Origin of the sequence: Yersinia vastinensis (assembly GCF_902726565.1) — a bacterium.
Lineage (GTDB): Bacteria > Pseudomonadota > Gammaproteobacteria > Enterobacterales > Enterobacteriaceae > Yersinia > Yersinia vastinensis.
Window position 1 is genome coordinate 45,084 of sequence record NZ_CACVAF010000001.1, and the last position, 23,820, is coordinate 68,903.

A 23,820-nucleotide genomic window follows, 5' to 3' on the forward strand; every position below is an offset into this window, starting at 1 on the left:
CTATTTTTATTCATCATTTTCCTCTTCGTAACAAAGGTAAAGAACACTTTTCATGGCCGCGAAAAAACCAACCAACAGTATGACAGAGCCACGAGACCGCCAGATGGAAGGGCTGAAACTCCCGCCTCATTCGCTGGAGGCAGAGCAGTCCGTGTTGGGCGGTTTGATGCTGGATAATGAACGTTGGGATAACGTGTCAGAGCGTGTTGCCAGCAATGACTTTTTCAGTCGCCCACATCGGCGGATCTTTACTGAAATGCAGCGTTTGCTGGAAAACAGCAAGCCGATCGATTTGATCACCTTGTCTGAATCACTAGAACAAAAGGGCGATTTGGAGTCGGTAGGTGGTTTTGCTTATCTTGCTGAATTATCAAAAAACACGCCAAGTGCCGCGAATATCGGTGCTTATGCTGATATCGTGCGCGAACGTGCAGTTGTGCGAGAGATGATCTCTGTTGCTAACGAGATAGCAGATGCCGGTTATGATCCTCAAGGTCGCAGCAGTGAAGATCTGCTTGATCTCGCGGAATCCAAAGTCTTCCAGATAGCAGAAAGCCGGGCCAATAAAGATGAAGGCCCAAAAAGTGTCGATCAAATCCTCGAAGCGACAGTGGCACGTATTGAGCAGCTTTATCAGCGGCCACATGATGGTGTTACCGGTGTATCAACCGGATTTGTTGATTTGGATAAAAAGACCGCAGGATTGCAGAAATCAGATTTGATCATTGTGGCAGCGCGCCCATCGATGGGTAAAACTACCTTTGCGATGAACTTATGCGAAAACGCCGCGATGATGCAGGAAAAACCGGTATTAATCTTCAGTTTGGAGATGCCTGGCGATCAGATAATGATGCGTATGCTGGCCTCTTTGTCACATGTCGACCAAACTCGCATCCGTACCGGCCAACTAGATGATGAGGATTGGGCGCGGATCTCCAGCACCATGGGCATATTGATGGAAAAGCGCAATATGTACATCGATGACTCCTCTGGTCTAACACCGACTGAGGTGCGCTCTCGTGCGCGGCGTATTTTCCGTGAGCATGGTGGTTTGAGTCTGATAATGATCGACTACCTGCAATTGATGCGGGTGCCGTCACTGTCGGATAACCGCACATTGGAAATCGCTGAAATTTCACGCTCCCTGAAAGCCTTAGCCAAAGAGCTACAAGTACCCGTAGTGGCGCTGTCGCAGCTTAACCGTAGCTTGGAACAACGTGCTGATAAACGGCCAGTAAACTCCGACTTACGTGAGTCCGGTTCTATTGAGCAGGATGCCGATTTGATCATGTTTATTTACCGTGATGAGGTTTATCACGAGAACAGTGATGAAAAAGGGATCGCACAGATTATTTTGGGTAAACAGCGTAACGGCCCGATCGGTTCTGTTCGGCTGAAATTTAATGGTCAATGGTCGCGCTTTGATAACTACGCTGGCCCGCAATACGACGACGAATAGCGAGTAATAAATATATATCCCCTTCGAATGTGATGTTGCCCTGCGGTAACGCCACTGTCTTTGGGTATAAAATTGATAATTAAGGATAAGAAATGAAAGCGGCAACAGCAGTAATCGACCGCCGCGCTCTGCGACATAATTTGCAACAGGTACGGCGCATCGCGCCGCAAAGCCGCCTGATTGCTGTTGTGAAAGCAAACGCTTATGGCCACGGGTTATTAGAAACAGCGCATACCTTGCAGGATGCTGATTGCTACGGTGTCGCGCGGATCGGTGAAGCGCTGATGTTGCGATCTGGCGGGGTAGTCAAACCCATCTTGTTATTAGAAGGGTTCTTTGCCGCAGAAGATTTGCCCATTCTGGTCGCTAACCGCATAGAAACAGCGGTGCATAGCATCGAGCAACTCGAAGCGCTGGAAGCTGCCAATCTCTCCGCGCCGATTAATGTCTGGATGAAACTGGACACAGGCATGCATCGTCTAGGTGTTCGTCCGGAACAGGCGGAGGCTTTTTATCAGCGTTTAAGTGCATGCCGCAATGTTATCCAGCCGGTCAATATCATGAGCCACTTTAGTCGTGCAGATGAGCCACAAGTGGATACCACTCGCCAACAACTCAGTTGTTTCGATACTTTCGCGAAAGACAAACCCGGCAAGCAATCTATTGCGGCTTCTGGCGGCATTTTGCTGTGGCCCGAAGCTCACCGCGATTGGGTTCGTCCTGGCATCATATTGTATGGTGTTTCTCCTATGGATGAGCCTTATGGTAGCCATTTTGATCTGCGGCCAGCAATGGCGCTGAAGACCAGCCTGATTGCGGTTCGTGAACATAAAGCCGGTGAGCCAGTAGGCTATGGCGGTACTTGGGTGAGTGAGCGGGATACCCGTTTGGGGGTGGTCGCTATTGGTTATGGTGACGGCTATCCACGCAGTGCTCCTTCGGGGACACCTATGTGGCTCAATGGTCGTGAAGTTGGCATTGTTGGCCGGGTCTCGATGGATATGATTTCAGTCGATTTAGGGCCAGATGCCACGGATAAAGTCGGTGACGAAGTGTTGCTATGGGGCGCTGAATTACCCGTTGAAAAAATCGCGGCCCGTACCGGTATCAGTGCTTACGAATTGATTACTAAGCTGACCTCCCGTGTAGCGATGGAATATATTGGGGAATAAGGTAAGCTGCATAAGTAACCCATTTTCATCTACTCGCCGTACTGCAATTGTCAACCGTTGGCAATTCGGAGTATTCAGGGTATAGACAATTATTATCAATTTAGGAGTGCAGTGCCGTGTTCCAAAATGTTGATGCCTACGCAGGTGATCCGATCCTGTCACTGATGGAAAGTTTTAAAGCTGATAACCGTGCTCACAAAGTAAACTTGAGTATTGGGCTTTATTACAATGAACAGGGTGAGATCCCATTGATGCAGGCAGTCAAAACTGCTGAAGCACAATTGAGCACTCAGCCACATGGGACGCCGGTTTATTTGCCGATGGAAGGTTTGCAATCTTATCGTAGTGCTATTCAGCAACTACTATTTGGTGCCGATCATCCGATGCTGACTCAGCAGCGAGTAGCGACGATTCAAACCGTCGGCGGTTCTGGTGCATTAAAAGTCGGCGCTGATTTCCTAAATCACTATTTCCCTGATTCACAGGTTTGGGTCAGTGATCCAACGTGGGAAAACCATGTCGCTATTTTCAGTGGCGCAGGTTTTAAAGTGAACACCTACCCCTATTTTGATAACGACAAACTGGGTGTGAAATTTGACCAAATGCTGGCAACTTTGCAGCAGTTACCGGCCAAAAGCATCGTATTATTACACCCTTGCTGCCATAACCCGACGGGTTCTGATCTGACAAATGCACAGTGGGATCAGGTCATTCAGGTAGCGAAAGGTAGGGAGCTTATTCCGTTCTTGGATATCGCCTATCAGGGGTTTGGGGCAGGGTTGAACGAAGATGCTTATGCTATTCGAGCAATGGCGGCAGCGGAGTTGCCGTGCCTTATCAGTAACTCCTTCTCTAAAATCTTCTCCTTGTATAACGAGCGAGTCGGCGGTTTGTCCGTGGTCTGTGAAAGTGAAGACGCTGCGGGCCGTGTCTTGGGACAATTGAAAGCTACGGTGCGTCGTAACTATTCCAGCCCACCAAACTTTGGGGCGCAGGTCGTCGCGAAAGTCCTGCATGACAGCGAATTAAAAGCACAATGGCAGGCGGAAGTAGAGCAGATGCGTCTGCGTATTATTGAGATGCGCAGCACGTTAGTTCAGGCCTTAAAAGCATCGCTGCCCAATCGTAATTTTGACTACTTGCTGCAACAGCGTGGGATGTTCAGTTACACCGGTTTTAGCGCAGCGCAGGTAGACCGCTTGCGTGAAGAGTTTGGTGTGTATCTGATTGCCAGTGGCAGGATGTGCATGGCGGGCGTTAATCACAGTAACGTTCAGCGTGTCGCCGCGGCTTTTGCTGCAGTGCAGTAACCTGATTTAAATTCAGGGTGAGTTATCTGAGGCGATAGACAATATCGCCTTTTTCTTTTTTCTGCTGATTTTCCGCAAGTTACTCTTATATCCCACTTGTTTTTCCCTAAGCGGATGGCTGTAAATCGATTAGAGAATATACTAATTACTGTAGTAGATGCATGCCCAACGATCATTCATCACTCACAGTAAATCTGTTGCCATAGGCGCAAGCTAGTTCTTCAGCATATTGCTGTTCTGATGGAATGAAAACTTTATGAGGCCCTTTCGCAAGACGGCACCGGCCCATGACAGGAGATATCCCCATGAATAATTCGGCATTACTGGAGTACTGCATGTCCAAACCCGGGGCAGAGCAGAGTGACCATGAAATGTGGCAGGCCAATCAAATTAAAGTCGCAGATGTGATGTTTGCTATGGTGGGTGAGACGGGGGGACGCCCCTCTATTTCATTGAAAACCAGCCCTGAATTGGCTGAAAGTCTACGCGAGCAACATCCGGAGATCGTGCCGAGTGAACACTTGAATAAAGCGCACTGGAACACGGTGTTTCTGGATGGCAAATTACCGAATTCACAGTTCTATTCGTTAATTGACCGCTCTTATCAATTGGTATTACAGGGTTTACCCGATCAAATCCGGCAGGAACTGCACGCTTGATAGCCAGCATCAATAAGCTGGGAGGTGATGGACTCGCCCCCCAGCGCAGGATGTTATTGACTGTTTTTATGTTTCGTTAACAGTGGTTTTAGGAACCGAGCGGTATGCGATTCTGCGCACTGTGCGACAGTTTCAGGTGTACCGGAGACCAAAATCTCACCGCCACCACTGCCACCCTCTGGCCCCAAATCGACAATCCAGTCTGCTGTCTTAATCACATCCAGATTATGCTCAATCACTACAATGGTATTGCCCTGATCCCGCAACTGATGCAACACCGCTAGCAACTGCTGAATATCTGCGAAGTGTAGACCGGTAGTCGGCTCATCCAGAATATATAATGTTTGGCCGGTACCACGTTTTGACAACTCGCGCGACAGTTTGACCCGTTGCGCCTCCCCACCTGACAAGGTGGTTGCCGACTGACCTAGACAGATATAGGACAAGCCGACATCCATCAGTGTTTGCAATTTGCGGGCTAATGCCGGGACAGCATCAAAGAACTCGCGTGCTTCCTCGATGGTCATCGCCAGCACTTCGTGAATACTTTTACCTTTATACTTAACTTCCAACGTCTCGCGGTTGTAGCGCTTTCCTTTACACTGATCGCAAGGAACGTAAATATCAGGCAGGAAGTGCATTTCAACTTTGATAACCCCATCACCCTGACAAGCCTCGCAACGGCCGCCTTTCACGTTGAAGCTGAAGCGGCCCGGTGTATAACCTCGCGCGCGTGACTCCGGTACACCAGCGAATAGCTCGCGAATAGGGGTAAAGATGCCGGTATAGGTTGCAGGATTCGAACGGGGCGTTCGGCCAATAGGGCTTTGGTCAATATCGATCACTTTATCGAAATGTTCTAATCCCTGAATTTCGCGGTAAGGCGCTGGTTCAGTAATCGTCGCACCGTTAAGTTGGCGTTGAGCAATAGGGTATAAGGTGTCGTTAATCAGCGTTGATTTGCCTGAGCCGGAAACGCCGGTAATACAGGTGAACAACCCGACAGGCAGCGTCAGCGTGACGTCTTTTAGATTATTGCCACTGGCCCCCATCAGTTTTAACACTTTGCTCGGATCACCTGCGACACGTTGCGCCGGAATGGAGATTTCCCGCTTGCCGCTGAGGAACTGTCCGGTTAATGACTCTGGTGTCGCCATAATGTCATCGACAGTTCCTTCCGCGACGACTTCGCCACCATGCACACCAGCACCTGGGCCGATATCAATCACATGATCTGCGGCGCGGATAGCATCTTCATCATGCTCAACCACAATAACAGTATTGCCCAGATTACGTAGGTGAATCAGGGTCTCCAGCAAGCGCTCATTGTCACGCTGATGCAAGCCGATAGACGGTTCGTCGAGCACATACATGACGCCGACCAAACCGGCACCAATCTGGCTTGCCAGGCGGATACGCTGTGCCTCGCCACCGGATAAGGTCTCCGCTGATCGGGACAGTGACAAATAATTCAGGCCGACGTTAACCAAAAACGTTAGCCGCTCCCCGATCTCTTTTAGAATCTTATCGGCAATTTGCGCTCGTTGGCCGGTCAATGTCAGATTCCGGAAAAATTCAAGAGCATCGCCGATGCTCATATCGGAGATTTTCGGTAAAGGGGTATCTTGTACAAAGACATAGCGGGCTTCTTTGCGCAGACGAGTACCTTCACAAGATGCACAGGAACGATTGCTGATAAATTTGGCTAACTCTTCGCGCACCGCACTGGATTCCGTCTCTTTATAACGGCGTTCCATATTGTGCAGCACCCCCTCAAATGGGTGGCGGCGAACGGTAGTATCACCGCGATCATTTATATATTTGAATTCAATAGTATCTTTGCCGGAACCGTACAGCACGGCTTTCTGTATGACGGGATCCAGTGAATTAAATGGTGCTTCAATATCAAACTTATAATGATCCGCCAGTGAACGCAGCATCTGGAAATAGTAGAAATTGCGGCGATCCCAACCGCGAATAGCGCCCCCTGCCAGTGATAGCTCAGGATTTTGTAGCACGCGTTCTGGGTCAAAGAATTGCTGCACGCCCAAACCGTCGCACGTCGGGCAAGCACCCGCCGGGTTGTTAAAGGAAAACAGGCGTGGCTCCAATTCACTCATGCTATAGCCGCAAATCGGGCAGGCAAAGTTGGCGGAGAATAGCAGCTCTTCGGCGTGCGGATCGTCCATATCGGCGACCACGGCAGTACCACCGGATAGCTCCAGTGCGGTTTCAAATGATTCAGCCAAGCGCTGGGCGAGATCTTCGCGCACTTTAAAGCGATCGACGACCACTTCAATAGTGTGTTTCTTTTGTAATTCTAATTTTGGAGGATCAGACAGATCGCAGACTTCGCCGTCGATCCGCGCTCTGATATAGCCTTGCATGGCTAGATTTTCTAGGGTTTTGGTATGTTCGCCTTTGCGATCTTTGACCACCGGCGCCAATAACATTAGGCGGCGACCCTCGGGCTGGCTTATTACATTATCGACCATTTGGCTGACCGTTTGGGCCGCCAGCGTCACACCGTGATCTGGGCAGCGCGGTTCGCCGACACGGGCGAAGAGTAAACGCAGATAATCATGGATTTCAGTGATGGTCCCCACGGTAGAGCGTGGGTTATGGGAAGTCGATTTTTGCTCGATAGAGATAGCCGGGGACAGACCTTCAATATGGTCAACATCCGGTTTTTCCATCAGTGATAGAAATTGGCGCGCATAGGCGGAGAGAGACTCAACATAACGGCGTTGCCCCTCGGCATACAGGGTATCAAAAGCCAGTGAGGATTTGCCTGAACCCGATAGGCCGGTGACAACTATCAGTTTGTCGCGTGGGATAATCAGGTTGATATTCTTAAGATTATGGGTGCGAGCGCCCCGAACTTCGATATTATCCATTCAAACACTTCCCGGATTAAAACTGAGCCTCTCACCGTGTCTTTTTTAGGTTTTATCTGTGTGTTGCCGTGCCAGTTTGCCATGAAAACAAACCTAATTTGTGCACTTTGTAACACCGAAAAAGGACACAGCCAGTACGAAACGAATAATTATGACACAAAAAAACCTGAATGGATATCCAGTATCTGAGTGCAATTAAAGCAGACGCCACGATAAATCTGTAATGCATTTCGCACTTATGATCTGTTGTGCCGTTTGGCTGTTAGCGTGTTAAACTGACTCGTTTATACTGTACAAAATTTACTTCATCAGGAGAGTTCACATGGCCAGCAGAGGCGTAAACAAAGTGATTTTGGTCGGGAATTTGGGCCAAGACCCGGAAGTCCGCTACATGCCTAACGGCGGCGCTGTTGCCAACATCACCCTGGCCACTTCCGAAAGCTGGCGTGATAAAGCAACCGGCGAGCAGAAAGAAAAGACGGAATGGCACCGTGTGGTGCTATTTGGCAAACTGGCCGAAGTGGCGGGTGAATATCTGCGTAAAGGCTCTCAGGTCTATATTGAAGGCGCATTGCAAACCCGCAAATGGCAAGATCAAAGCGGTCAAGAGCGTTACACCACTGAAGTGGTTGTTAACGTAGGCGGCACCATGCAAATGCTGGGTGGCCGTCAGGGCGGCGGTGCTCCAGCAGGTGGTGCGCAACAAGATGGTGGCGCGCAAGGTGGTTGGGGTCAGCCTCAGCAACCGCAAGGCGGCAACCAGTTCAGCGGCGGCCAGACTTCACGTCCTGCGCAAGCAGCCCCTGCAGCACAGCCACAAGGCGGCAATGAGCCACCAATGGATTTTGACGACGATATTCCGTTCTGAGATTGACCTTAGAACAAAATGTAAAGATTTTATACGCAGACCCCTGTTAATACAGGGGTTTTTTATTTCTAGCACCGAGGAAAAGTGTCTTGTATTAATTGGTGATTTTTCACATATAGTGTACCTTGTAATTGTGTAATGTTTATGAGGTGTGGGTGCATGGAAAAGAACTACAGAGTTACAACATTTGTCATGGATAGTGGCGAGCGCTATTGCATGGTAGTGGATCGTGCTTCTGGCCTTCCCATGTATTACCCAACTTTGTTTTTAACAACCCAAATCCGCAATAAAGGCAATGCCTTCTCAACGACGCTAGCTGCTGCTAACAACCTAGTCTTGTTGTTACGCTTTCTAGAGAGTCGTGACATTAACCTTGAACAGCGGTTTTTGACCAAGGATTTCTTCAAGCCACATGAGCTGGACGATCTGCGAGATTTTGCTCAGCGCAAGCAAGGCAGGATGCCATCAAAAGCGCTCTCCAACCCTTGGCTGGATGATGAGTTGACCAATATCGTGGATAACGGAACACAACACTCCCGCTTAACAACGTTTGCCAACTATTTACGCTGGTATGCGATGCATATCTTAAAAATGCCTGAGCTGGACGTTGTTGAACAGATCAATGCAATGGCGGAGCAGATAAAGACGCGCCGACCGTCTAAACAGGGCAGAAACGGTGATTTGCAAGATAAGTCATTGAGTGATGTTCAATTGGATGCGTTATTTGAACTCATGCAGCCTGGATCAGCGTCAAACCCTTTTTCAATAGATGTCCAGCGTCGTAATCGGCTGATGATCTTGCTTCTGTTTTATCTTGGTATTCGAGGTGGCGAATTGTTAAACATCAGAATACAGGATATCGACTTTAGCACTAACAGGATCCATATCGTGAGGCGAGCAGATGAACGAGCTGACTCGAGAACTAATGAGCCTAATGCTAAAACTCGAGAGCGGCTATTACCGTTGGCTGAGTCCTTAGTTCAAGAACTGCATGGTTATATCACCCAAGATCGTCGTAATGTCCGAAATGCGAAGAAAAATGACTACCTGTTTGTGACTTACAAGCGTGGGCCAACTGTGGGAAACCCTATCTCCAAGGCGGGGTATCATAAAATATTTTCCGTGGTCAGAGCCGTCTCGCCGCAATTGTATGCTGCATCAGGACACTCGCTCCGTCACACTTGGAATCGCAAGTTTTCAGAGCGAATGGATGCCATGGATGAGCAAGTCAGCGAGGAACGCCAAGAGCAAGTCCGCTCGTACTTAATGGGCTGGAGGGAGGGTTCAGGAACCGCAGCGACTTACAACAAGCGTTTCATTCAGCAAAAAGGGTTTGAGGCCGCTTTGGCATTACAAAAAGCTAACGGTACTCGCTTGCCTGAGGACTTGAAGAATGATGACGAATAACATCTTACCAGCATTAGTTCCCGAGCGAATCCCAGCAAGGGCGAACGGATACTATTTTATGCTGCATGATCAAAAATGGCGGTTAGATAAAAACACCACTATTCCGGTTGGATTGCTACATGGGCTTCTGGAATCAGAGTCTCTGAAGGGGGCTCTTTATACACTGTCATTCTATGCAAGGAACATGTCTGCTGGTCACACGCATAGTATTTTCTGGTGTTTCTTAGCAATGGTTCGAGCAACTAAAGCTACTTGCATCGACGATATCATGTTGATTGGCTACAGGTCTTCTTTGGATGCGGCTCATGAATATCGGTTAGGTGTTGTTAGCACCTTCCTGCGACAGTGGCACAGGCTGGGCTATCCCGGTGTTAGCAATAACGTGGCGTGTTTGCTGGAGGGATGGAGGTTAAAGGGGGGGCGTAAGGGGGATGCGGTTAAGCGCATGGATCCTCAAGATGGGCCTCTGACGGATAATGAGCTGACAGCGTTCAACGAGGGAGCTGTTCGGGCCTATGAAAAGAGCTTAATTACCATAGCTGAGTTGGCCATGGCTCTTGGTACCAGTCATACGGGGCGTCGCTCCATCCAGATCTCACAGCTTCGTGTGGTCGATGTCCTCTGTGGTAAAAATGAAAGGGGAGAGCCCTTCTATATGTTGAATGTGCCCCGAGCCAAGCAGCGCAGTGGCTCTTTCCGAACAAAATTCAAGCCCTACGCGATGACACAGGATCTATGGGCAATCCTGAGCGCTCAGGCAAGGAATGCGGTTACTCTGGTTGAGAATAGTCTAGGGTTTGAATTGCCGGAGGCTGATCGGCAGCAGATCCCTCTGTTTCCTGATCTTGATGTGCTAGCTGCCGTCCAATCCCCTTATGAATTTCGCCAACTTCTTGCTACCGACAAACTTCATATCGCCTCTTCAGAGATCACTGTTACGCTCCAGTTCATCGTCGCAGCATCTGATATCCGCTCGGAACGTACTGGTGATCTATTGCATATCAGTTCTCGCCGCTTTCGTTATACCACGGGTACTCGGGCTGCACGCGAAGGGTTTGGCGAGTTGGTAATAGCGGAACTGCTTGACCATTCGGACACCCAAAACGCAGGTGTTTATATCAAGAATATCCCCGAACATGTGAAAAAGCTGGATGAGGCGGTTGGATTTCAATTGGCGCCATACGCTCAAGCATTTGTCGGGGTGCTTGTAGATTCAGAGAGGGATGCGCATCGAGGTGACGACCCTACCAGCCGTATTCGGACCGAAATGGGCCAGGGTGTTGGCACTTGTGGCGAGTATGGCTTTTGTGGTGCCAATGTTCCTATTCCTTGTTATACCTGCATGCACTTCCAGCCTTGGTTGAATGGCCCACATGAAGATGTCTATCAGGGCCTGCTTAATGAGCGTGAACGGCTGAAAGAGATAACTGGTGATATCCAGATTGCTGCTGTACTCGATCGTAGCATCATCGCGGTGGCAGACGTGCTCATGCGTTGTGCATCACGTTGTGAAGAGCTTAGCCAACAGAGATTAATTACCAATGGCTGAGATTTTCAAGTTCAAGTCAAAGTCTATGCTGACAGCCGCCGAAAACCTTGGAGCATTCATAGCCAAGTGCCGAGATCAACTGACTGTATTCGGAACTGAACTCAATTGGGATGATCCGGTGTGGCCAAACATAACTGTGTTTGCCAAGTTGGGCGTTACTACTCGCAAACCAAAACCCCAAGAGGTGCAAGCTCCAGAGTTCATCGGTTTCGCTAAAGCTTATTTCCGTTACCAGCAGGGGCATCGTCCCACGGGGACAAAGAATGAAAGTAAGGCCCTCCGAGCGGTTGAGGCGTCTTTGCTTCAAGTAAACGGAAACGCAAATATTGATGGCCTGTCAATTACTGTGCTTGATGAAGCAGCTGAATTGGCAAGGCAGCACTACTCAGATAGCTCAGCATATCATTGCGGCCGAGAGATTGAGCGGCTGGCTAAGTTTGTAGTTGAAAACCAGCTTGTATCAAACGCTGTACAAGATTGGGTTAATCCAATTAAGCGTGCTGAGGACAAGAACAAAACAGGCAGGGAGGCGAAGAAAAATAGGGAAGAGAAACTTCCAAGTGATATTGCCCTCAATGCGTTGGCAGAAATTTTTGCCAACGACCCAATTCATGAACGAGATATATTTACAACATCGGTATTTGCCATGTTGATGTCAGCGCCGTCACGCATTAGTGAGATGTTCGCTCTACCTGTGGATTGCGAGGTATTTGAAACTGATCGTGAAGGTATAGAGCGCTATGGTTGGCGTTTTTTTGCGGGGAAAGGCTATGAGGGTGATATCAAATGGATACCCACCGTCATGGTCAGCATCGCTAAAACAGCCGTAGCTCGAGTTAGTGTGCTCTCTGAAAATGCTCGACAACTGGCCAAGTGGATTGAGAAACACCCGGATAAATTTTACCGCCATGCTAACTGCCCTGATGTTGCTGATGATGTGCCGTTGACGATGGAGCAGACCTGCATGGCGCTCGGCTTTGCACATAACACCCCAAAGACGTGCAGGTCGTGTCTTAATAGTAGAGGTTTAGCCTCAGAAGATGGTGTGCATACGCTAAATAGCCTGTGGCAGCATACTATGGCGCGTTTGCCCGATGACTTTCCGTGGTTTGATAAAGACAAAGGGATTAAGTACAACGATGCCTTGTTTGCACTGAATGCAAATCAGCTCCACGGGAACCGAGGATGTATACCGGTTGAATTGCATAAGCCAACCAATAATTTCTTCAACAATGATTTGTCACCTCGTGAAACACTGGAAGGAAAACACAGCAGTATCTTTGATCGTCATGGTTACCGCGCAGAAAACGGAGAACGGGTCAAATTGACCTCGCATCAGGCTCGGCATCTGCTCAACACCATTGCCCAGCACGGCGGCCTGTCAAACCTGGAAATTGCTAAGTGGTCGGGGCGGGCAGATGTGAAACAGAATCGAACTTACAACCACATGACCGAATACGAGCTGGTTGGTATGGCTGAACGCCTCGATCCCACAAAAGCGCTATTTGGGCCTGTTGGCGAGGTGGCAAAGCATCTGCCCGTGACTATGCAGGAGTTCAATACCTTAGAACATGCTGCAGTCCATGTGACGGAGTATGGCTACTGTGTGCATGATTACACCATGAGTCCTTGTGAGAAGTTCCGAGATTGCGTCAATTGTACCGAACAGGTTTGCATCAAAGGCGATGATACTGAAAAGTTGGATCGCATTAAGAAACGTCTGGAGAAGTCGGAGCGACTGTGTTTGCTTGCTGACGCAGCGGTGGAAAGCGGCGAGATAGGAACTGATCGCTGGTATCAGTACCACAAGAAAACTGTTACCCGGCTTCGTGAGCTAGTGGCTATTTTAGAGAATCCAGAGATTGAAAATGGTGACCAGATTAAGCTCCGGGGCAATGATTTCAGCCAGCTTCGCCGTGTTGTCGCAAAGAAGTCTATTGAGGCCATTGAGCAAAAAGGCAAAGAAAGTGAAGAAGCTGTGATGTTAGATGATTTGACAACTTTATTAGGGGGTGGCCTTGGCTAAGCATCTTGACAATAGAGATATTAACGCCATCGTGAATCTAATTCGGGGATGGCAGGAACCAAAACTGTCCTGGTCAGCAATCTGTGAGGCGGCAGAACCATTGGTCGGAAAGTTGCCGTCAAGACAGTCCCTCAGTGCACATGACGCAATAGTGACTGCCTATCAAACAAAGAAAGAGGCGCTTAAAGGCCGTGGCCCCAAAAATCCGCGTCCAGCTAGTTTGAACATTGCAGCCGCTAGGATTGTGAATCTTGAGAGCGAAATCGAAGAGCTGAAGGAAGAGAACCGGATGTACAAACAACTGTTTGTGATCTGGCAATACAATGCATACAAACATGGAATGAAGGAACATCAACTTAATGCGCAGTTGACAAAGATTGACCGAGAGCGTTCTGACGGTGAAAAACGATAATAATCTCGGTAGTATAATTTTTCGTAATATTATTTATAAAGGAGATTGAAAATGATTGACCAGTCTTTTTCAGCGAGAAATTTTAGAAGGATATACGACCTAGATAGAAAAAATAAAGGTACTTTAGAAGTTGAATACTTTCCTGATGCTTATAAAATTAGGAAGAAAATAATAATGTTAAAAGGTTTTATTTATTGGCTTGCAAGAAGGCTGAGAAATGATAAGATTAGTACGACTAAATTTGAAGAAAGGAAAAATATAATTAATGAACATATTAAGATTAGAAAGGAACAATATAATAATGAAGTGAATAGCAAGTTGAAAATTATTGCACAGAATGTCGGTGTAAAAGGGTACACTTTACCTTTGACGTTATTACCACATCAAGTGAAGAATAAGAATGTATATTCAATTGGTAATACAGTTGAAGCATTATTTGTGTCTAGGCAAATAAAATTTATTTTAAGTTCGTTATACACAATAAAATCAAATAATAGGGATCTGATTATCAGTCGCCTAAGCGCCCTGATTAAGGAAGTTAGTCCAAAATATATAATCAGGGCCGATGTTGAAAGTTTTTATGAATCCATAAACCATAAGTCTTTATTAGATATGTTGCATTCATCACCTAAGTTATCTGTTCCGCCACGTCGAGTGATTACTCAGTTAATTAGGGAATACCAGGGTTTAACTGGGCTAGATAAAGGGGTGCCTCGTGGTGTAGGCATAAGCTCTTATTTATCTGAGTTGTATATGAGTGTTGTAGATGATAAAATAAGGGCTTTGCCAGATGTTACTTATTACGAACGATTTGTAGATGATTTAATAGTGATCTTCTCACCAGATAAAGGGAGGAATACTTGTGGCTACCTCCCTCAAATCACTAAAATTATAAATGACCGAGCCCTGTCTCTTAATAATAAAACAGAAGAGTTGGATTTATTTACACAATCTAATAAAAATTTTGAATATCTAGGCTATAAATTTCAGATAACAGCTAGAGATTACAGTATAAAGATGAGTTCTAATAAGGTTAAAAAAATTAGAAGTCGAATTGATAAAGCATTTGATGAATACAATCAGAGTGTTAGTAAAACACCAAAGAGAGCAGAAAAAAATATTTTGCTTAGAATGAAATTTCTCACCGGAAACACCCGTCTTTATAATAGTAAATCAAAAGCATTTGTTGGGATATATTTTAGCAATCGATTTATAACTGATTTATCTGATTTAAATGGATTGGATTCTTATTTGGTGAGTAAAATAAATGGTTTGCAAGACCAGAAACTTAAAAAAAGAATTAGTAGGTTTTCCTTTAGTAAAGGTTTTGAAGATAAAATTTTTAGAAAATTTAGTTTCATAGAATTTAGCGATATATCTAAGGGATGGTCACATGTCTAAAAAAGCGTTATCGATAAATTTCCCAATAGAGAGAGTAGTTCTTTCAGATTTTTTACCATATGAAGTTCCTATTACTTTTTCAAATAGACATTTTTACAATTTTATTGTTAAGCATCAAATAAAACATGATGGGTTGAATTTTATATGGTTAAAGAAAGATGACTGTTTAAATAGTTTGATTTTAATTTTATTGGGTCTTGAGCAGAATACAGAAATAGTTGAAATTCTTGATGATGGTATTAGTTATACTAAAACAAATATCAAGTATTCTAAACTACCTAGCATTGCTTTTACTTTTCCAATTTCACATAAACATAAAGAATACAGATACTTGTCTCTAATGCATCCTAAAGGACAGTTATTAGGCGTTGATTTCTATAGAAATTATAAAGATTTAATAACATACTATTCAAATGTTAGTCCATTTAGCCTCAGATCAGCAAAAAGGACCGCTGGTTGTACTTACATCGAGTCAAAGTCTCTTATTGAAAGTTTTGAGAAAGAAGATTTAAGTATTGAGGTTGAAGGTCAGGATTATGAAAATTTAAAATCTTTTTTCGTTTATAAGAAATATCGTAATATTTTTGAATTTTATGAATCTGAAGATCATCATTGGTGTGAAAAGCGTTTTAATTTCCTCTCTAAATTAGATGTGTCGAACTGTTTTGATTCAATATACACCCATTCAATTTCATGGGCTGTTTTGCAAAAAAATTACGCAAAACAACAGTTGAGTAAGACACAATCGACATTCCCATTTAAATTTGATCAATTGATGCAGAGGTCGAACTACAACGAGACAAATGGAATAATAATTGGGCCAGAATTATCCAGGATTTTTGCAGAGATAATAATGCAGTCAGTGGATAACAATATTATCAATGATCTTAATATAGATGGTTTAGTTCTTGGTGGGGATTACCAAGTATATCGCTATGTCGATGACTATTTCATTTTTTATAATGATGATGATGTTTTCAATAAAATTAGAATAAGTACGCAGAAAAATCTAAAAACCTTCAAGCTAAGTTTGAATAAATATAAAGAAGAGAGGTTTTCTCGTCCAATAATAACGCCAATAACTATAGCCAAGAAAAAAATAGCGAATTTGATATCAGAAAGAATATCTTATAACATTACTGACAATGGTTCTCTAGAGGAAGATATTAAGAAAGGGAATGTCTACATACATCAAAATAGTTTATCTACCGACTTTAAATCTATACTTTCTGTATCAGGTATAACATATTCGGATATCTTAAACTATTCATTGTCTATCATTGAAAGAAAAATAAAGGCACTTTTTAAAGATTATAAAGAGCTTTCAAAAGATGAAAGTGGCGAGCATCAACTAATTAATGCTATTGTATCGGTGGTGAATTTCACATATTTTATATATGCAGTTGCTCCTAAAGTGAATAGCACTATAAAATTATGCAGGATAATTCAGCAAGTAATTATGTTTGTCAAAGATCAAAAAATAGGCGAGGAATATCAACATATTGTATTCAAATGTGTATTCGATAATTCATGTTCTATTTTAGATAAATACTCCATTGATAAAACAACACCGATAGAAACTTTATATTTGTTAGTGCTCATTAGGCAACTTGGTAAATATTATTGGTTAGGTGAAAAAAGTTTGATGAAGTATTTCAATATTAGATTTGAAGGTGGTGTCTACTCATTTGATGATAATCTGAATTACTTTTCCATTACTTCTCTAATTTTTTATATGAGTGACAAAAAAAGATATGATGGAATCAGGAAGCATCTTTTGCTTCATGTCGAAAATATTTATAGCATGAAAGTTGACACCCTTCTAAATGAGTCTGAATTGGTTCACTTAACGTTGGATTTAATTGCTTGCCCATACATATCTGTTTCTTTTAAAAAATCCCTGCTTTCTCGGTATGATATTGAAAAATCGGATGTGAAACGAATTATTTCATTAAATAAATATTGGTTTACAAAATGGAATGACTTTGATTTTGCAAAGGAGCTGGACGCGAAACTTAGCAATGCAGTATACTGAGAGGAAGCGCATCAGGCACCCTTAATGGCTGTTGGCAGCCGCACACACCAGCGCTAACAGGTATGATTGCCCTATGCATGGGAATTATACTTGGCAAGATTCGTCTGAGTCTTTCCTTTGAGGTAGCCCCCTACTACACAGCTTTTGGCCTATGTAGTAGGGGGTTGTCGAGCCTAGAGTGCCTTAGACACCATTCTTTTCAGTTTGAAGTGGTCAACAAAAATTTGCCGCAGTTTTAGAACCTTCCCAAAATAATCGATCTGATTCATTGGGTGTTAAGACACCATTATATTGTTGAGGTCTGAGCTGGCTGTAATAACCAATGATGTAGTCAGTTATGGATCGATTTGCTTCGCTAATATTTGCGTATCCACAACTGGGCCTCCATTCTGATTTCAGGCTGCGGAAAATCGCTCTATTTGGCTATTGTCCCAAAAATCTCCACGTCGACTCATGCTTTGTTTAATTCTGTGCCGCCACAGTAACTGCCTGAATTATCTGCTTGTATAGTGACTTCCCTAGTCTGAGTGATACATCACACCAGCTGGTTTCCCCCGAACTTTCTAGGACATTTTTAAGGCTTTGCCCGTCAGCGCTGAGCCCGGAGAAAACGCTCAAGAGGGATCCTATATGACTTTTAGTCCAGTGATTCAGCTCACTGCTACACTTGCAGGATTATCGAAACTCTGTATGCGGATACCCATGAGGGGGCTATAATGGTTCTTATTATTGAAAAATGGAGGAGCAGCCCGGTGGTTAGAGTCCCGGAGCGGAGTTTGGTATGAAAAAATTTGGCTTAGGTGCAAATGATGTTATTGATATTAAAGACCAATATGGTTTCATCATCATTGGCCATACGGAACTGAAAATATATTCCTTGGATACTCTCTTGAAGGGAATTTCCGCAGTTAATCTTCACCAAAAAATTAGCTTCGGTTTACCAACAGGTAAAGAGCAGCTCTGATTTTTTCACGCTGTTCCGAAAGCTTTTTATGTTCTTCCAACTGCTGAAAATTTAGAAGGAAGGGCAGAGAATCCAGCGCTGAGTGTTGTCGGTAATTGTCATCATGCATTAATCATTTTATGTACAATAACATTGAACCGCGTTCATTCAGATGTTCGTATCGAAATCTTCGTTAAAACTCTCAATATACATATTATGTGTTGGCTTACCGGGATGCTTACAATTTAATTAACTACTTTATCTGTAATGGTATTTTTATCTCAAGACTCAATATTTTCCTTCTAATCTACAGTGAAAGTTTCTTGAAATACCTTGGGGTACGCTGGTTCATTCGAGACCCATTCGCGCTCACCTCGCGTAATGAAATCTGCGATAGCAGATTCAATGATGTCACGGCTCAAAACATCAACATCAACGATAATCTGCAAACCAATACCATTTGCATAGCCGGGTAGGATACAGATAACCACTGTGAACTATTGGTGGGTTTTCTCGGGCTATTTCCTGTTCTCGCTTCTCAAGATATTCCATCCATGTCAGCCCTGCGAATTGGGCGAGTGCTGGTTTATTGCACAAATCACAGAACCGTTCGCCATCATCCAGCATCGACCATGCTTCATTGAATGCGATTGATTCGACTCTATCACTAAATTCTACACTGGCCGTAATTATCTCCGCATTCCAGAAAATCGCAGAGTCTCTTCCCAAGAAAAGTATGTCGCTCCACTTCCAGTTTCCGCATGCAAATGCCTCATCTATATCGCACTCGTCATAGAATATACCACCACAGCGATGCCGTTCACGGTGGATAAGGTTTTTGATTTCTCGGGTTTTAGCGCGGCGTTTACGGCGCGAAAGGGAGGTGAATACCCTGTGTTTCCGCTTCATGTGTGCTAACTCCGCGTTTTTTCGCTGGAAAAAGCCCAGCCGGGTAGAATACATGTTTAATTAGGGTAACGGAAGTTTTATCCCGAAGAACGATTGTTTTATCTGTAATAGGTAATTTATTCAATACGTTAATTGAGGTGGTGCCGTAATTATGGACACTTTCTGTCCTCACGACGAGGTCTGCTCGAAGGACCTTAGGCTGACGCTACCGAGATGACTATCAAGACAAATCATGACTAATGTTAGTTAAAAAAATAGCACCTGATACCTGCACATAAAGCAAACAATTTTTCTATACACCGACAAAATTTATTGATATACAAATATCAAATATATTAATAATTGTAACATGAGGTGTCTATGTCAGGCTCTGGTGGGGGTAGCTTTGGCGGCCAGTTCGGTCAGGATGATTTTGAAGTGACCTGTGAAAAACTTACGATTGATACTCAGTTAAGTTCGCCTGATCCGCATGTCGTAGCGCAGCTGTCAATCGGCGTGATTATGGGGATTATGCAAATCAATTCAAATGGGACTCTGCTAACGGTTGCTATGCACAACGGTATGCAGGCTGGGGGTATCGCTTCTCCCTACATCCAGCGCCTCCGTGACTGTATGAGTAATGGTACTACCTATGTTGCTAAAGTGACCGCCATTAACGGTGGTCAGGTCAGGGTCAGTGTGTACGCGATATGAGCAACAGCAAAACGGTCAGTACGGAGATCATCACTATTGCAGGCGGTACCTATCATGAAATTATCCTTTATCCAGGAAATCACCAGGTTTACGGTTCAGCGGGAAGGGCGGCATCAGCACTGGCAACGCTCGGTGTAAACGTTGATTTGTACACCTACGCTGATGAAGTAGTCGATTCGGTTCTTCGAGAACGCGCCTGTTTTGAAAACTTCACGCTTCATACGAATGAAGTACGTGAATCCGTCATATTCCATTATGAGCATGGGCTGGCGGAACCTCGAATTTTCAATTACCCGGACACCCCTTACCCGGCCATTACAGTGAAAGCGCCCTGTATTCTACGCTATGGAATGCTGGAGGGATCCGCTGTAATCGACGCGGAATACGCAGTATATGATCCCCAGAATGTGACCAATCCGGAGCCATTCACAGCAAACGGATCCAGAGCAAAGCACCTCGCATTGATCCTTAATCGCTATGAGGCGAAGACCCTTAGTGGCCAGAGTGAATTATCCGACAGAGAGCATGCAGAGTTTCTCTACGAAAGTGGTCATGCCGAAGTCATCATTATCAAGCAGGGCCCAGCCGGTGCACTCATCTGCGATAAAGGGAAAATATCCTATATCCCTGCCTATGAGACAAGTCGGGTCAACAAAATTGGATCTGGTGACGCATTCGTAGCCTATTTTTCCCGTGAGTGGATGCTGAACAAAAAAACAGCCCACGATGCTGCGAATTATGCCTCACTTGCCACCGCATGCTACTGCGAAAGCGGACTTTTTCCTTCAGCAGAAGGGCTGGCTGCTTTCAGTCCCAGCCCCATCAAGCTTTCTCAGGCGTTCATTGAGGGTGGCAACAGAAAAGTCTATCTGGCTGGCCCCTTCTTTACCTTGGCACAGCTCTGGCTTGTTGAGCAAGCGCGACGGAACCTGAGCGATCTTGGGCTGGACGTTTTTTCCCCCTACCACATGGTTGGACACGGACCCGCAGAAGAAGTAGTCGAAAAGGATCTTGATGCGATACGGCAGGCCGACATCGTTTTTGCAATAGGTGATGCACTCGACTCCGGCACCATCTATGAAGTCGGTTACGCACGGGCGCTAGGCACCCCGGTGGTGTTCTATGCCGAGAACGAATCGGAAGAGGATCAGAAAATGATGGAAGGATCAGGATGTATCTTGAGCAAAGATTACGTCACAGCAATTTATAAAACGCTCTGGGTGGCCGCTCAAAAATGAAAACCGCACTTTTACTTTCTGGCGGAATGGACTCCATTGCTATTGCCTGGTGGAAGCGCCCGGATATAGCACTGACACTCGACTACGGTCAGCAAGCCGCCAATGCCGAAATTAAAGCTGCCACTGCCACCTGTGAGGCCCTTGGAATTGAGCATCACATTATACGCATTGACTGCCGTTCGCTGGGATCAGGGGATATGGCTGGTACCACTATGGATCCGAATGCACCATCGAGCGATTGGTGGCCGTATCGTAACCAGATGCTCATCTCGCTGGCGGCCATGAAGGCAATAACGCTTGGCGTCACGCACCTGTGGATCGGCACAGTGAAGTCAGATGAAACGCATCTAGATGGTACCATAGGCTTTATCAGCAGAATCAGTGAGCTTATGTCGTTTCAGGAAGGAGGCATGGTTGTCGAAGCTCCGGCAATTACGTTATCAACCTCTGAGTTGATCAGAATTTCAGATGTTACGCCAGGTGGCCTCGCTTGGGCCCATAGCTGCCATAAGGCAAACATCCCATGCGGCAACTGCCGGGGGTGCAATAAGTATTTTCAGGTTCTGGATGATGTCGGATATGACTTGGACCGTTCCCGCTAGTCCTGTTCCTCGTGAACAGCCACTCAGCTATCAACCCGTTAACTGGCCCGCCGGAGATCCGTTTTTTCTGCCGCCTCCTTCGGAGAATGCAGTGCTTCCCGGATTGAATGATGTGATCGAAACCCGTAGAACACAGCGAAACTTCAGCCACGTCAGTCAGGCCCAGCTATCTCACTGGCTATGGCTAACCGGCAGAGTGATGGCTGTGGGACATTCAAGCTATGGCTTTCCACTAACTCAACGCCCCGTGCCCTCCGCTGGGGCCATACATCCTATTCACATTATTCTTTCCCTCCCTGAACGGGATGGGTGGCAGCTGTATCTGCCTGACATGCACGCGCTGGCACCGCTTCGGATCCCTGAGCAGACCCGATTCGAAATACGCGATGAGCTTTTGCCGGTAATTGATATCCAGAGCGGAATTATTGTCAGACTTATCGCTGAGCCGGGAAAAACGTCAGCAAAATATTCAGATGCTGATAGTCTTGTTTGGCGCGATTCTGGTGTTCTTGTTGGGCAGATGGCGCTTGTTGCCGAAGCGCTAGAATGCAATTTTTGCCCGCTGGGCATTACAGGCCATGACTGGTGCTCCGGATTAAAACTGGAAGGTCGTCTGGCTGGTACCGGACTGGCGGTTTTTGGCTCGCGATGAACGAGGGCGCAATTTCGCAAGAGGCTGGCCGCGCATGTTTTCGATGAGACTGAACACCGTACTGGAAGAGGCCTGCATTTCATACCAGATAAGCGCATCCAGCTCGGATGCTTTTACGCCCATAGCTTCACTGAACTCCAGAAATATTTGTTCCAGCTTCAGGTAGTCACGTTCAACAGTAAGGTCTCCCGGGAAAAAACCTGCAAGTAATCCCGCCCTAAGGATGTGAATGTCCAGAATAGCGACATCATCCGCACAGAGCCAGTTACGTGCTATCCATGATGCCGTTTTATGACCAATACCGGGAATGGAGGTCAGCCAGTCTCTGAGAGCACGGCCCGAATCCGTCGGCGGCATCTCTACATCCAGCCTGTTTAGTGCAACCGAGAGATAGCGCGATTTTTGCCGAGCAAAGCGGTAACGCACTGATTTGTTACCAGTTTTAATGGGCTCTGATAGCCATTCGTAAAGAGTGGCTTCAGATGGTGGCTGAGCATCAAACGCACCGCAATCCTTCAGCTTATTGAATGCGGCAAGGCCTATCGCAGCTGGTATGCCGTGTCCACCCAGCAGGCAGGCACCCACTTCCTCTTTGAGCGTTCGCCCAAGCTTGTAATTGACGGCATTGACTTCCAGACGACGGGCGAGTATTTGATAGGCCCAGTACGCTGGCGATGGGAACGCCTCAATTCTTCCCCACCGAACACCCGGCAGGATATCCTGTTCCGGAGCTGGAAAGTCAAGATTGATAATTGTCGGTCCAATGAAGACCGCTCCGCGCTGCGTCATACAGTCTCCAGACCATAAGTTGCGTTCAGCCAGTTGATCAGTTCGTTGCGCTCTGCGGGTTCCATTCGTTCTATGCGATCATAAAGCCGAGTGCGTCTGCGGGCCAGAGTCTGTCTTTCCCGATAACTGCTGCCCATGTATCGCGCGTCATGCAACCTGTCAGGAACATCAAAGTTCATCCATACGCATTCTTCACGCACGCTCGTATGAGTCTTGGCGTTAAATCGCTCGCAGCGCCATCCGCTGAGCATTTCGTCATAGATAGGATTTCCGTAACCGGATATCATGACCATGCAGGGCAACCTGGCAAGCACTTGCAGCAACCGGCGATGATCGTCATCTGAATATTCATGACGATAGATTTTGCTACGTTTACGCGTGCTATGAACATAGGGTGGGTCGGCGTAAACCAGTTCACTACCCTGATACGGAAACGTACTGAGATACGCTATAGCGTCATCCTGAATGAGTTCGCAGGGAATATCCCCGCCGCGCCATACATCAATAACCTGTTGGTCAATATCGATTCCAATATTACGGGCTGCTGGCCGTTTGTTGCGCATCACAGCTCCTCCACCAAGGTGGGTTTCAATATATGTCTCGTGCACTGGCATCAGGTTGATGAGTCTCTGATAGCACTTGCCTTTACCACCGGGATATCTCATGCGCTAATCATCGTCATTTCTGACGATGATGTCAATTACAATCGGTATTGGTGTACGCGCTCCTTTACTACAAAGTACATAATCAATAACTTGATAGTTCGTTTTTTGTAAACTCTATTGCATAGCTGTTCGCA

General features: G+C 45.9%; 20 protein-coding genes and 1 pseudogene. 16 read left to right on the forward strand and 5 right to left on the reverse strand.

Going from position 1 to position 23,820, the window contains the following annotated elements:
- Positions 1-52 precede the first annotated feature (52 nt).
- The 4 genes from dnaB (at position 53) to HUZ92_RS00180 (ending at position 4,600) form a co-directional block, all read left to right on the forward strand.
- On the forward strand, positions 53-1,459 hold the full coding sequence (gene dnaB, locus HUZ92_RS00165; protein WP_050101699.1) for a replicative DNA helicase: 1,407 nt from the start codon (positions 53-55) through the stop codon (positions 1,457-1,459).
- A gap of 92 nt (positions 1,460-1,551) precedes the next feature.
- Positions 1,552-2,631 carry an alanine racemase gene (gene alr / locus HUZ92_RS00170; protein ID WP_050101698.1) on the forward strand — a complete coding sequence of 360 codons (1,080 nt, stop codon included), beginning with the start codon at positions 1,552-1,554 and terminating at the stop codon, positions 2,629-2,631.
- A gap of 116 nt (positions 2,632-2,747) precedes the next feature.
- Complete coding sequence (locus HUZ92_RS00175) at positions 2,748-3,941, forward strand: amino acid aminotransferase (RefSeq protein WP_145580130.1); 1,194 nt, start codon at positions 2,748-2,750, stop codon at positions 3,939-3,941.
- A 305-nt stretch (positions 3,942-4,246) separates the two neighbouring features.
- Positions 4,247-4,600 (forward strand): MmcQ/YjbR family DNA-binding protein, encoded by a 354-nt coding sequence (locus HUZ92_RS00180; RefSeq protein ID WP_050101696.1) that lies wholly within the window; start codon positions 4,247-4,249, stop codon positions 4,598-4,600.
- Positions 4,601-4,653: 53 nt separating this feature from the next.
- On the opposite strand, the gene uvrA is transcribed toward HUZ92_RS00180, so the two are convergent.
- Positions 4,654-7,497, reverse strand: a complete 2,844-nt coding sequence (gene uvrA / locus HUZ92_RS00185; RefSeq protein WP_145580129.1) for an excinuclease ABC subunit UvrA — start codon at positions 7,495-7,497, stop codon at positions 4,654-4,656.
- A gap of 322 nt (positions 7,498-7,819) precedes the next feature.
- On the opposite strand from uvrA, the gene ssb1 reads away from it, so the two are divergent.
- The 7 genes from ssb1 (at position 7,820) to drt3b (ending at position 17,195) form a co-directional block, all read left to right on the forward strand.
- The gene (gene ssb1, locus HUZ92_RS00190) at positions 7,820-8,365 is read left to right on the forward strand and encodes a single-stranded DNA-binding protein SSB1 (RefSeq protein WP_050101694.1); all 546 of its coding nucleotides are present in this window, start codon (positions 7,820-7,822) and stop codon (positions 8,363-8,365) included.
- A 159-nt stretch (positions 8,366-8,524) separates the two neighbouring features.
- Positions 8,525-9,772, forward strand: a complete 1,248-nt coding sequence (locus tag HUZ92_RS00195) for a tyrosine-type recombinase/integrase (RefSeq protein WP_145580128.1) — start codon at positions 8,525-8,527, stop codon at positions 9,770-9,772.
- On the forward strand, positions 9,759-11,321 hold the full coding sequence (locus HUZ92_RS00200) for a site-specific integrase (protein WP_145580127.1): 1,563 nt from the start codon (positions 9,759-9,761) through the stop codon (positions 11,319-11,321). The genes HUZ92_RS00195 and HUZ92_RS00200 overlap by 14 nt, the downstream gene beginning before the upstream one ends.
- The gene (locus HUZ92_RS00205) at positions 11,314-13,347 is read left to right on the forward strand and encodes an integrase (RefSeq protein WP_145580126.1); all 2,034 of its coding nucleotides are present in this window, start codon (positions 11,314-11,316) and stop codon (positions 13,345-13,347) included. The genes HUZ92_RS00200 and HUZ92_RS00205 overlap by 8 nt, the downstream gene beginning before the upstream one ends.
- Positions 13,334-13,759: a hypothetical protein gene (locus tag HUZ92_RS00210; RefSeq protein WP_409350109.1), complete on the forward strand. Its 426-nt coding sequence runs from the start codon at positions 13,334-13,336 to the stop codon at positions 13,757-13,759. Before HUZ92_RS00205 ends, HUZ92_RS00210 begins: the two co-directional genes overlap by 14 nt.
- 51 nt (positions 13,760-13,810) lie before the next feature.
- A complete protein-coding gene (drt3a, locus tag HUZ92_RS00215) occupies positions 13,811-15,160 on the forward strand; it encodes an antiviral reverse transcriptase Drt3a (protein WP_145580125.1) in 1,350 nt (449 codons plus the stop codon).
- Positions 15,153-17,195, forward strand: a complete 2,043-nt coding sequence (drt3b, locus tag HUZ92_RS00220; protein ID WP_145580124.1) for an antiviral reverse transcriptase Drt3b — start codon at positions 15,153-15,155, stop codon at positions 17,193-17,195. The genes drt3a and drt3b overlap by 8 nt, the downstream gene beginning before the upstream one ends.
- Before the next feature lie 213 nt (positions 17,196-17,408).
- On the opposite strand, the pseudogene HUZ92_RS20795 reads toward drt3b, so the two are convergent.
- Positions 17,409-17,809, reverse strand: a pseudogene (locus tag HUZ92_RS20795) (DDE-type integrase/transposase/recombinase); the annotation flags it as partial.
- A 167-nt stretch (positions 17,810-17,976) separates the two neighbouring features.
- On the opposite strand from HUZ92_RS20795, the gene HUZ92_RS00225 reads away from it, so the two are divergent.
- A complete protein-coding gene (locus tag HUZ92_RS00225; protein WP_235897013.1) occupies positions 17,977-18,159 on the forward strand; it encodes an AbrB/MazE/SpoVT family DNA-binding domain-containing protein in 183 nt (60 codons plus the stop codon).
- A gap of 411 nt (positions 18,160-18,570) precedes the next feature.
- Here the strand turns inward: HUZ92_RS00225 and HUZ92_RS00230 are convergent, their stop codons facing one another.
- A complete protein-coding gene (locus HUZ92_RS00230; protein ID WP_235897012.1) occupies positions 18,571-19,047 on the reverse strand; it encodes a hypothetical protein in 477 nt (158 codons plus the stop codon).
- Between the two features lie 360 nt (positions 19,048-19,407).
- Between HUZ92_RS00230 and HUZ92_RS00235 the strand changes: the two genes are divergently transcribed.
- The 4 genes from HUZ92_RS00235 to HUZ92_RS00250 are packed head-to-tail and all read left to right on the forward strand — an operon-like array spanning position 19,408 to position 22,232.
- Positions 19,408-19,740 (forward strand): hypothetical protein, encoded by a 333-nt coding sequence (locus tag HUZ92_RS00235; RefSeq protein WP_001514826.1) that lies wholly within the window; start codon positions 19,408-19,410, stop codon positions 19,738-19,740.
- A complete protein-coding gene (locus HUZ92_RS00240) occupies positions 19,737-20,978 on the forward strand; it encodes a PfkB family carbohydrate kinase (protein WP_077257501.1) in 1,242 nt (413 codons plus the stop codon). The genes HUZ92_RS00235 and HUZ92_RS00240 overlap by 4 nt, the downstream gene beginning before the upstream one ends.
- Complete coding sequence (locus HUZ92_RS00245; protein WP_046877730.1) at positions 20,975-21,580, forward strand: 7-cyano-7-deazaguanine synthase; 606 nt, start codon at positions 20,975-20,977, stop codon at positions 21,578-21,580. The genes HUZ92_RS00240 and HUZ92_RS00245 overlap by 4 nt, the downstream gene beginning before the upstream one ends.
- Positions 21,558-22,232, forward strand: coding sequence for a nitroreductase family protein (locus tag HUZ92_RS00250; RefSeq protein ID WP_223371151.1), 675 nt, complete (start codon positions 21,558-21,560; stop codon positions 22,230-22,232). Before HUZ92_RS00245 ends, HUZ92_RS00250 begins: the two co-directional genes overlap by 23 nt.
- Here HUZ92_RS00250 and HUZ92_RS00255 read toward each other — a convergent pair.
- Entirely contained in the window at positions 22,176-23,021 is an 846-nt protein-coding gene (locus HUZ92_RS00255; RefSeq protein WP_044650562.1) for an 8-oxoguanine DNA glycosylase, read from the reverse strand. The two genes, HUZ92_RS00250 and HUZ92_RS00255, sit on opposite strands and share 57 nt — an antisense overlap.
- Positions 23,018-23,584, reverse strand: coding sequence for a DNA adenine methylase (locus HUZ92_RS00260; RefSeq protein WP_001514831.1), 567 nt, complete (start codon positions 23,582-23,584; stop codon positions 23,018-23,020). The genes HUZ92_RS00255 and HUZ92_RS00260 overlap by 4 nt, the downstream gene beginning before the upstream one ends.
- Between the last annotated feature and the right edge of the window lie 236 nt (positions 23,585-23,820).

What these genes read in the sequence shown, in the direction of transcription:
- dnaB (WP_050101699.1), top strand. Translation starts at nt 53, where the DNA reads ATGGCCGCGAAAAAACCAACCAACAGTATGACAGAGCCACGAGACCGC.
- alr (WP_050101698.1), top strand. Translation starts at nt 1,552, where the DNA reads ATGAAAGCGGCAACAGCAGTAATCGACCGCCGCGCTCTGCGACATAAT.
- HUZ92_RS00180 (WP_050101696.1), top strand. Translation starts at nt 4,247, where the DNA reads ATGAATAATTCGGCATTACTGGAGTACTGCATGTCCAAACCCGGGGCA.
- uvrA (WP_145580129.1), bottom strand. Translation starts at nt 7,497, where the DNA reads ATGGATAATATCGAAGTTCGGGGCGCTCGCACCCATAATCTTAAGAAT.
- ssb1 (WP_050101694.1), top strand. Translation starts at nt 7,820, where the DNA reads ATGGCCAGCAGAGGCGTAAACAAAGTGATTTTGGTCGGGAATTTGGGC.
- HUZ92_RS00195 (WP_145580128.1), top strand. Translation starts at nt 8,525, where the DNA reads ATGGAAAAGAACTACAGAGTTACAACATTTGTCATGGATAGTGGCGAG.
- HUZ92_RS00200 (WP_145580127.1), top strand. Translation starts at nt 9,759, where the DNA reads ATGATGACGAATAACATCTTACCAGCATTAGTTCCCGAGCGAATCCCA.
- HUZ92_RS00205 (WP_145580126.1), top strand. Translation starts at nt 11,314, where the DNA reads ATGGCTGAGATTTTCAAGTTCAAGTCAAAGTCTATGCTGACAGCCGCC.
- drt3a (WP_145580125.1), top strand. Translation starts at nt 13,811, where the DNA reads ATGATTGACCAGTCTTTTTCAGCGAGAAATTTTAGAAGGATATACGAC.
- drt3b (WP_145580124.1), top strand. Translation starts at nt 15,153, where the DNA reads ATGTCTAAAAAAGCGTTATCGATAAATTTCCCAATAGAGAGAGTAGTT.
- HUZ92_RS00225 (WP_235897013.1), top strand. Translation starts at nt 17,977, where the DNA reads ATGAAAAAATTTGGCTTAGGTGCAAATGATGTTATTGATATTAAAGAC.
- HUZ92_RS00230 (WP_235897012.1), bottom strand. Translation starts at nt 19,047, where the DNA reads ATGAAGCGGAAACACAGGGTATTCACCTCCCTTTCGCGCCGTAAACGC.
- HUZ92_RS00235 (WP_001514826.1), top strand. Translation starts at nt 19,408, where the DNA reads ATGTCAGGCTCTGGTGGGGGTAGCTTTGGCGGCCAGTTCGGTCAGGAT.
- HUZ92_RS00240 (WP_077257501.1), top strand. Translation starts at nt 19,737, where the DNA reads ATGAGCAACAGCAAAACGGTCAGTACGGAGATCATCACTATTGCAGGC.
- HUZ92_RS00245 (WP_046877730.1), top strand. Translation starts at nt 20,975, where the DNA reads ATGAAAACCGCACTTTTACTTTCTGGCGGAATGGACTCCATTGCTATT.
- HUZ92_RS00250 (WP_223371151.1), top strand. Translation starts at nt 21,558, where the DNA reads ATGACTTGGACCGTTCCCGCTAGTCCTGTTCCTCGTGAACAGCCACTC.
- HUZ92_RS00255 (WP_044650562.1), bottom strand. Translation starts at nt 23,021, where the DNA reads ATGACGCAGCGCGGAGCGGTCTTCATTGGACCGACAATTATCAATCTT.
- HUZ92_RS00260 (WP_001514831.1), bottom strand. Translation starts at nt 23,584, where the DNA reads ATGCGCAACAAACGGCCAGCAGCCCGTAATATTGGAATCGATATTGAC.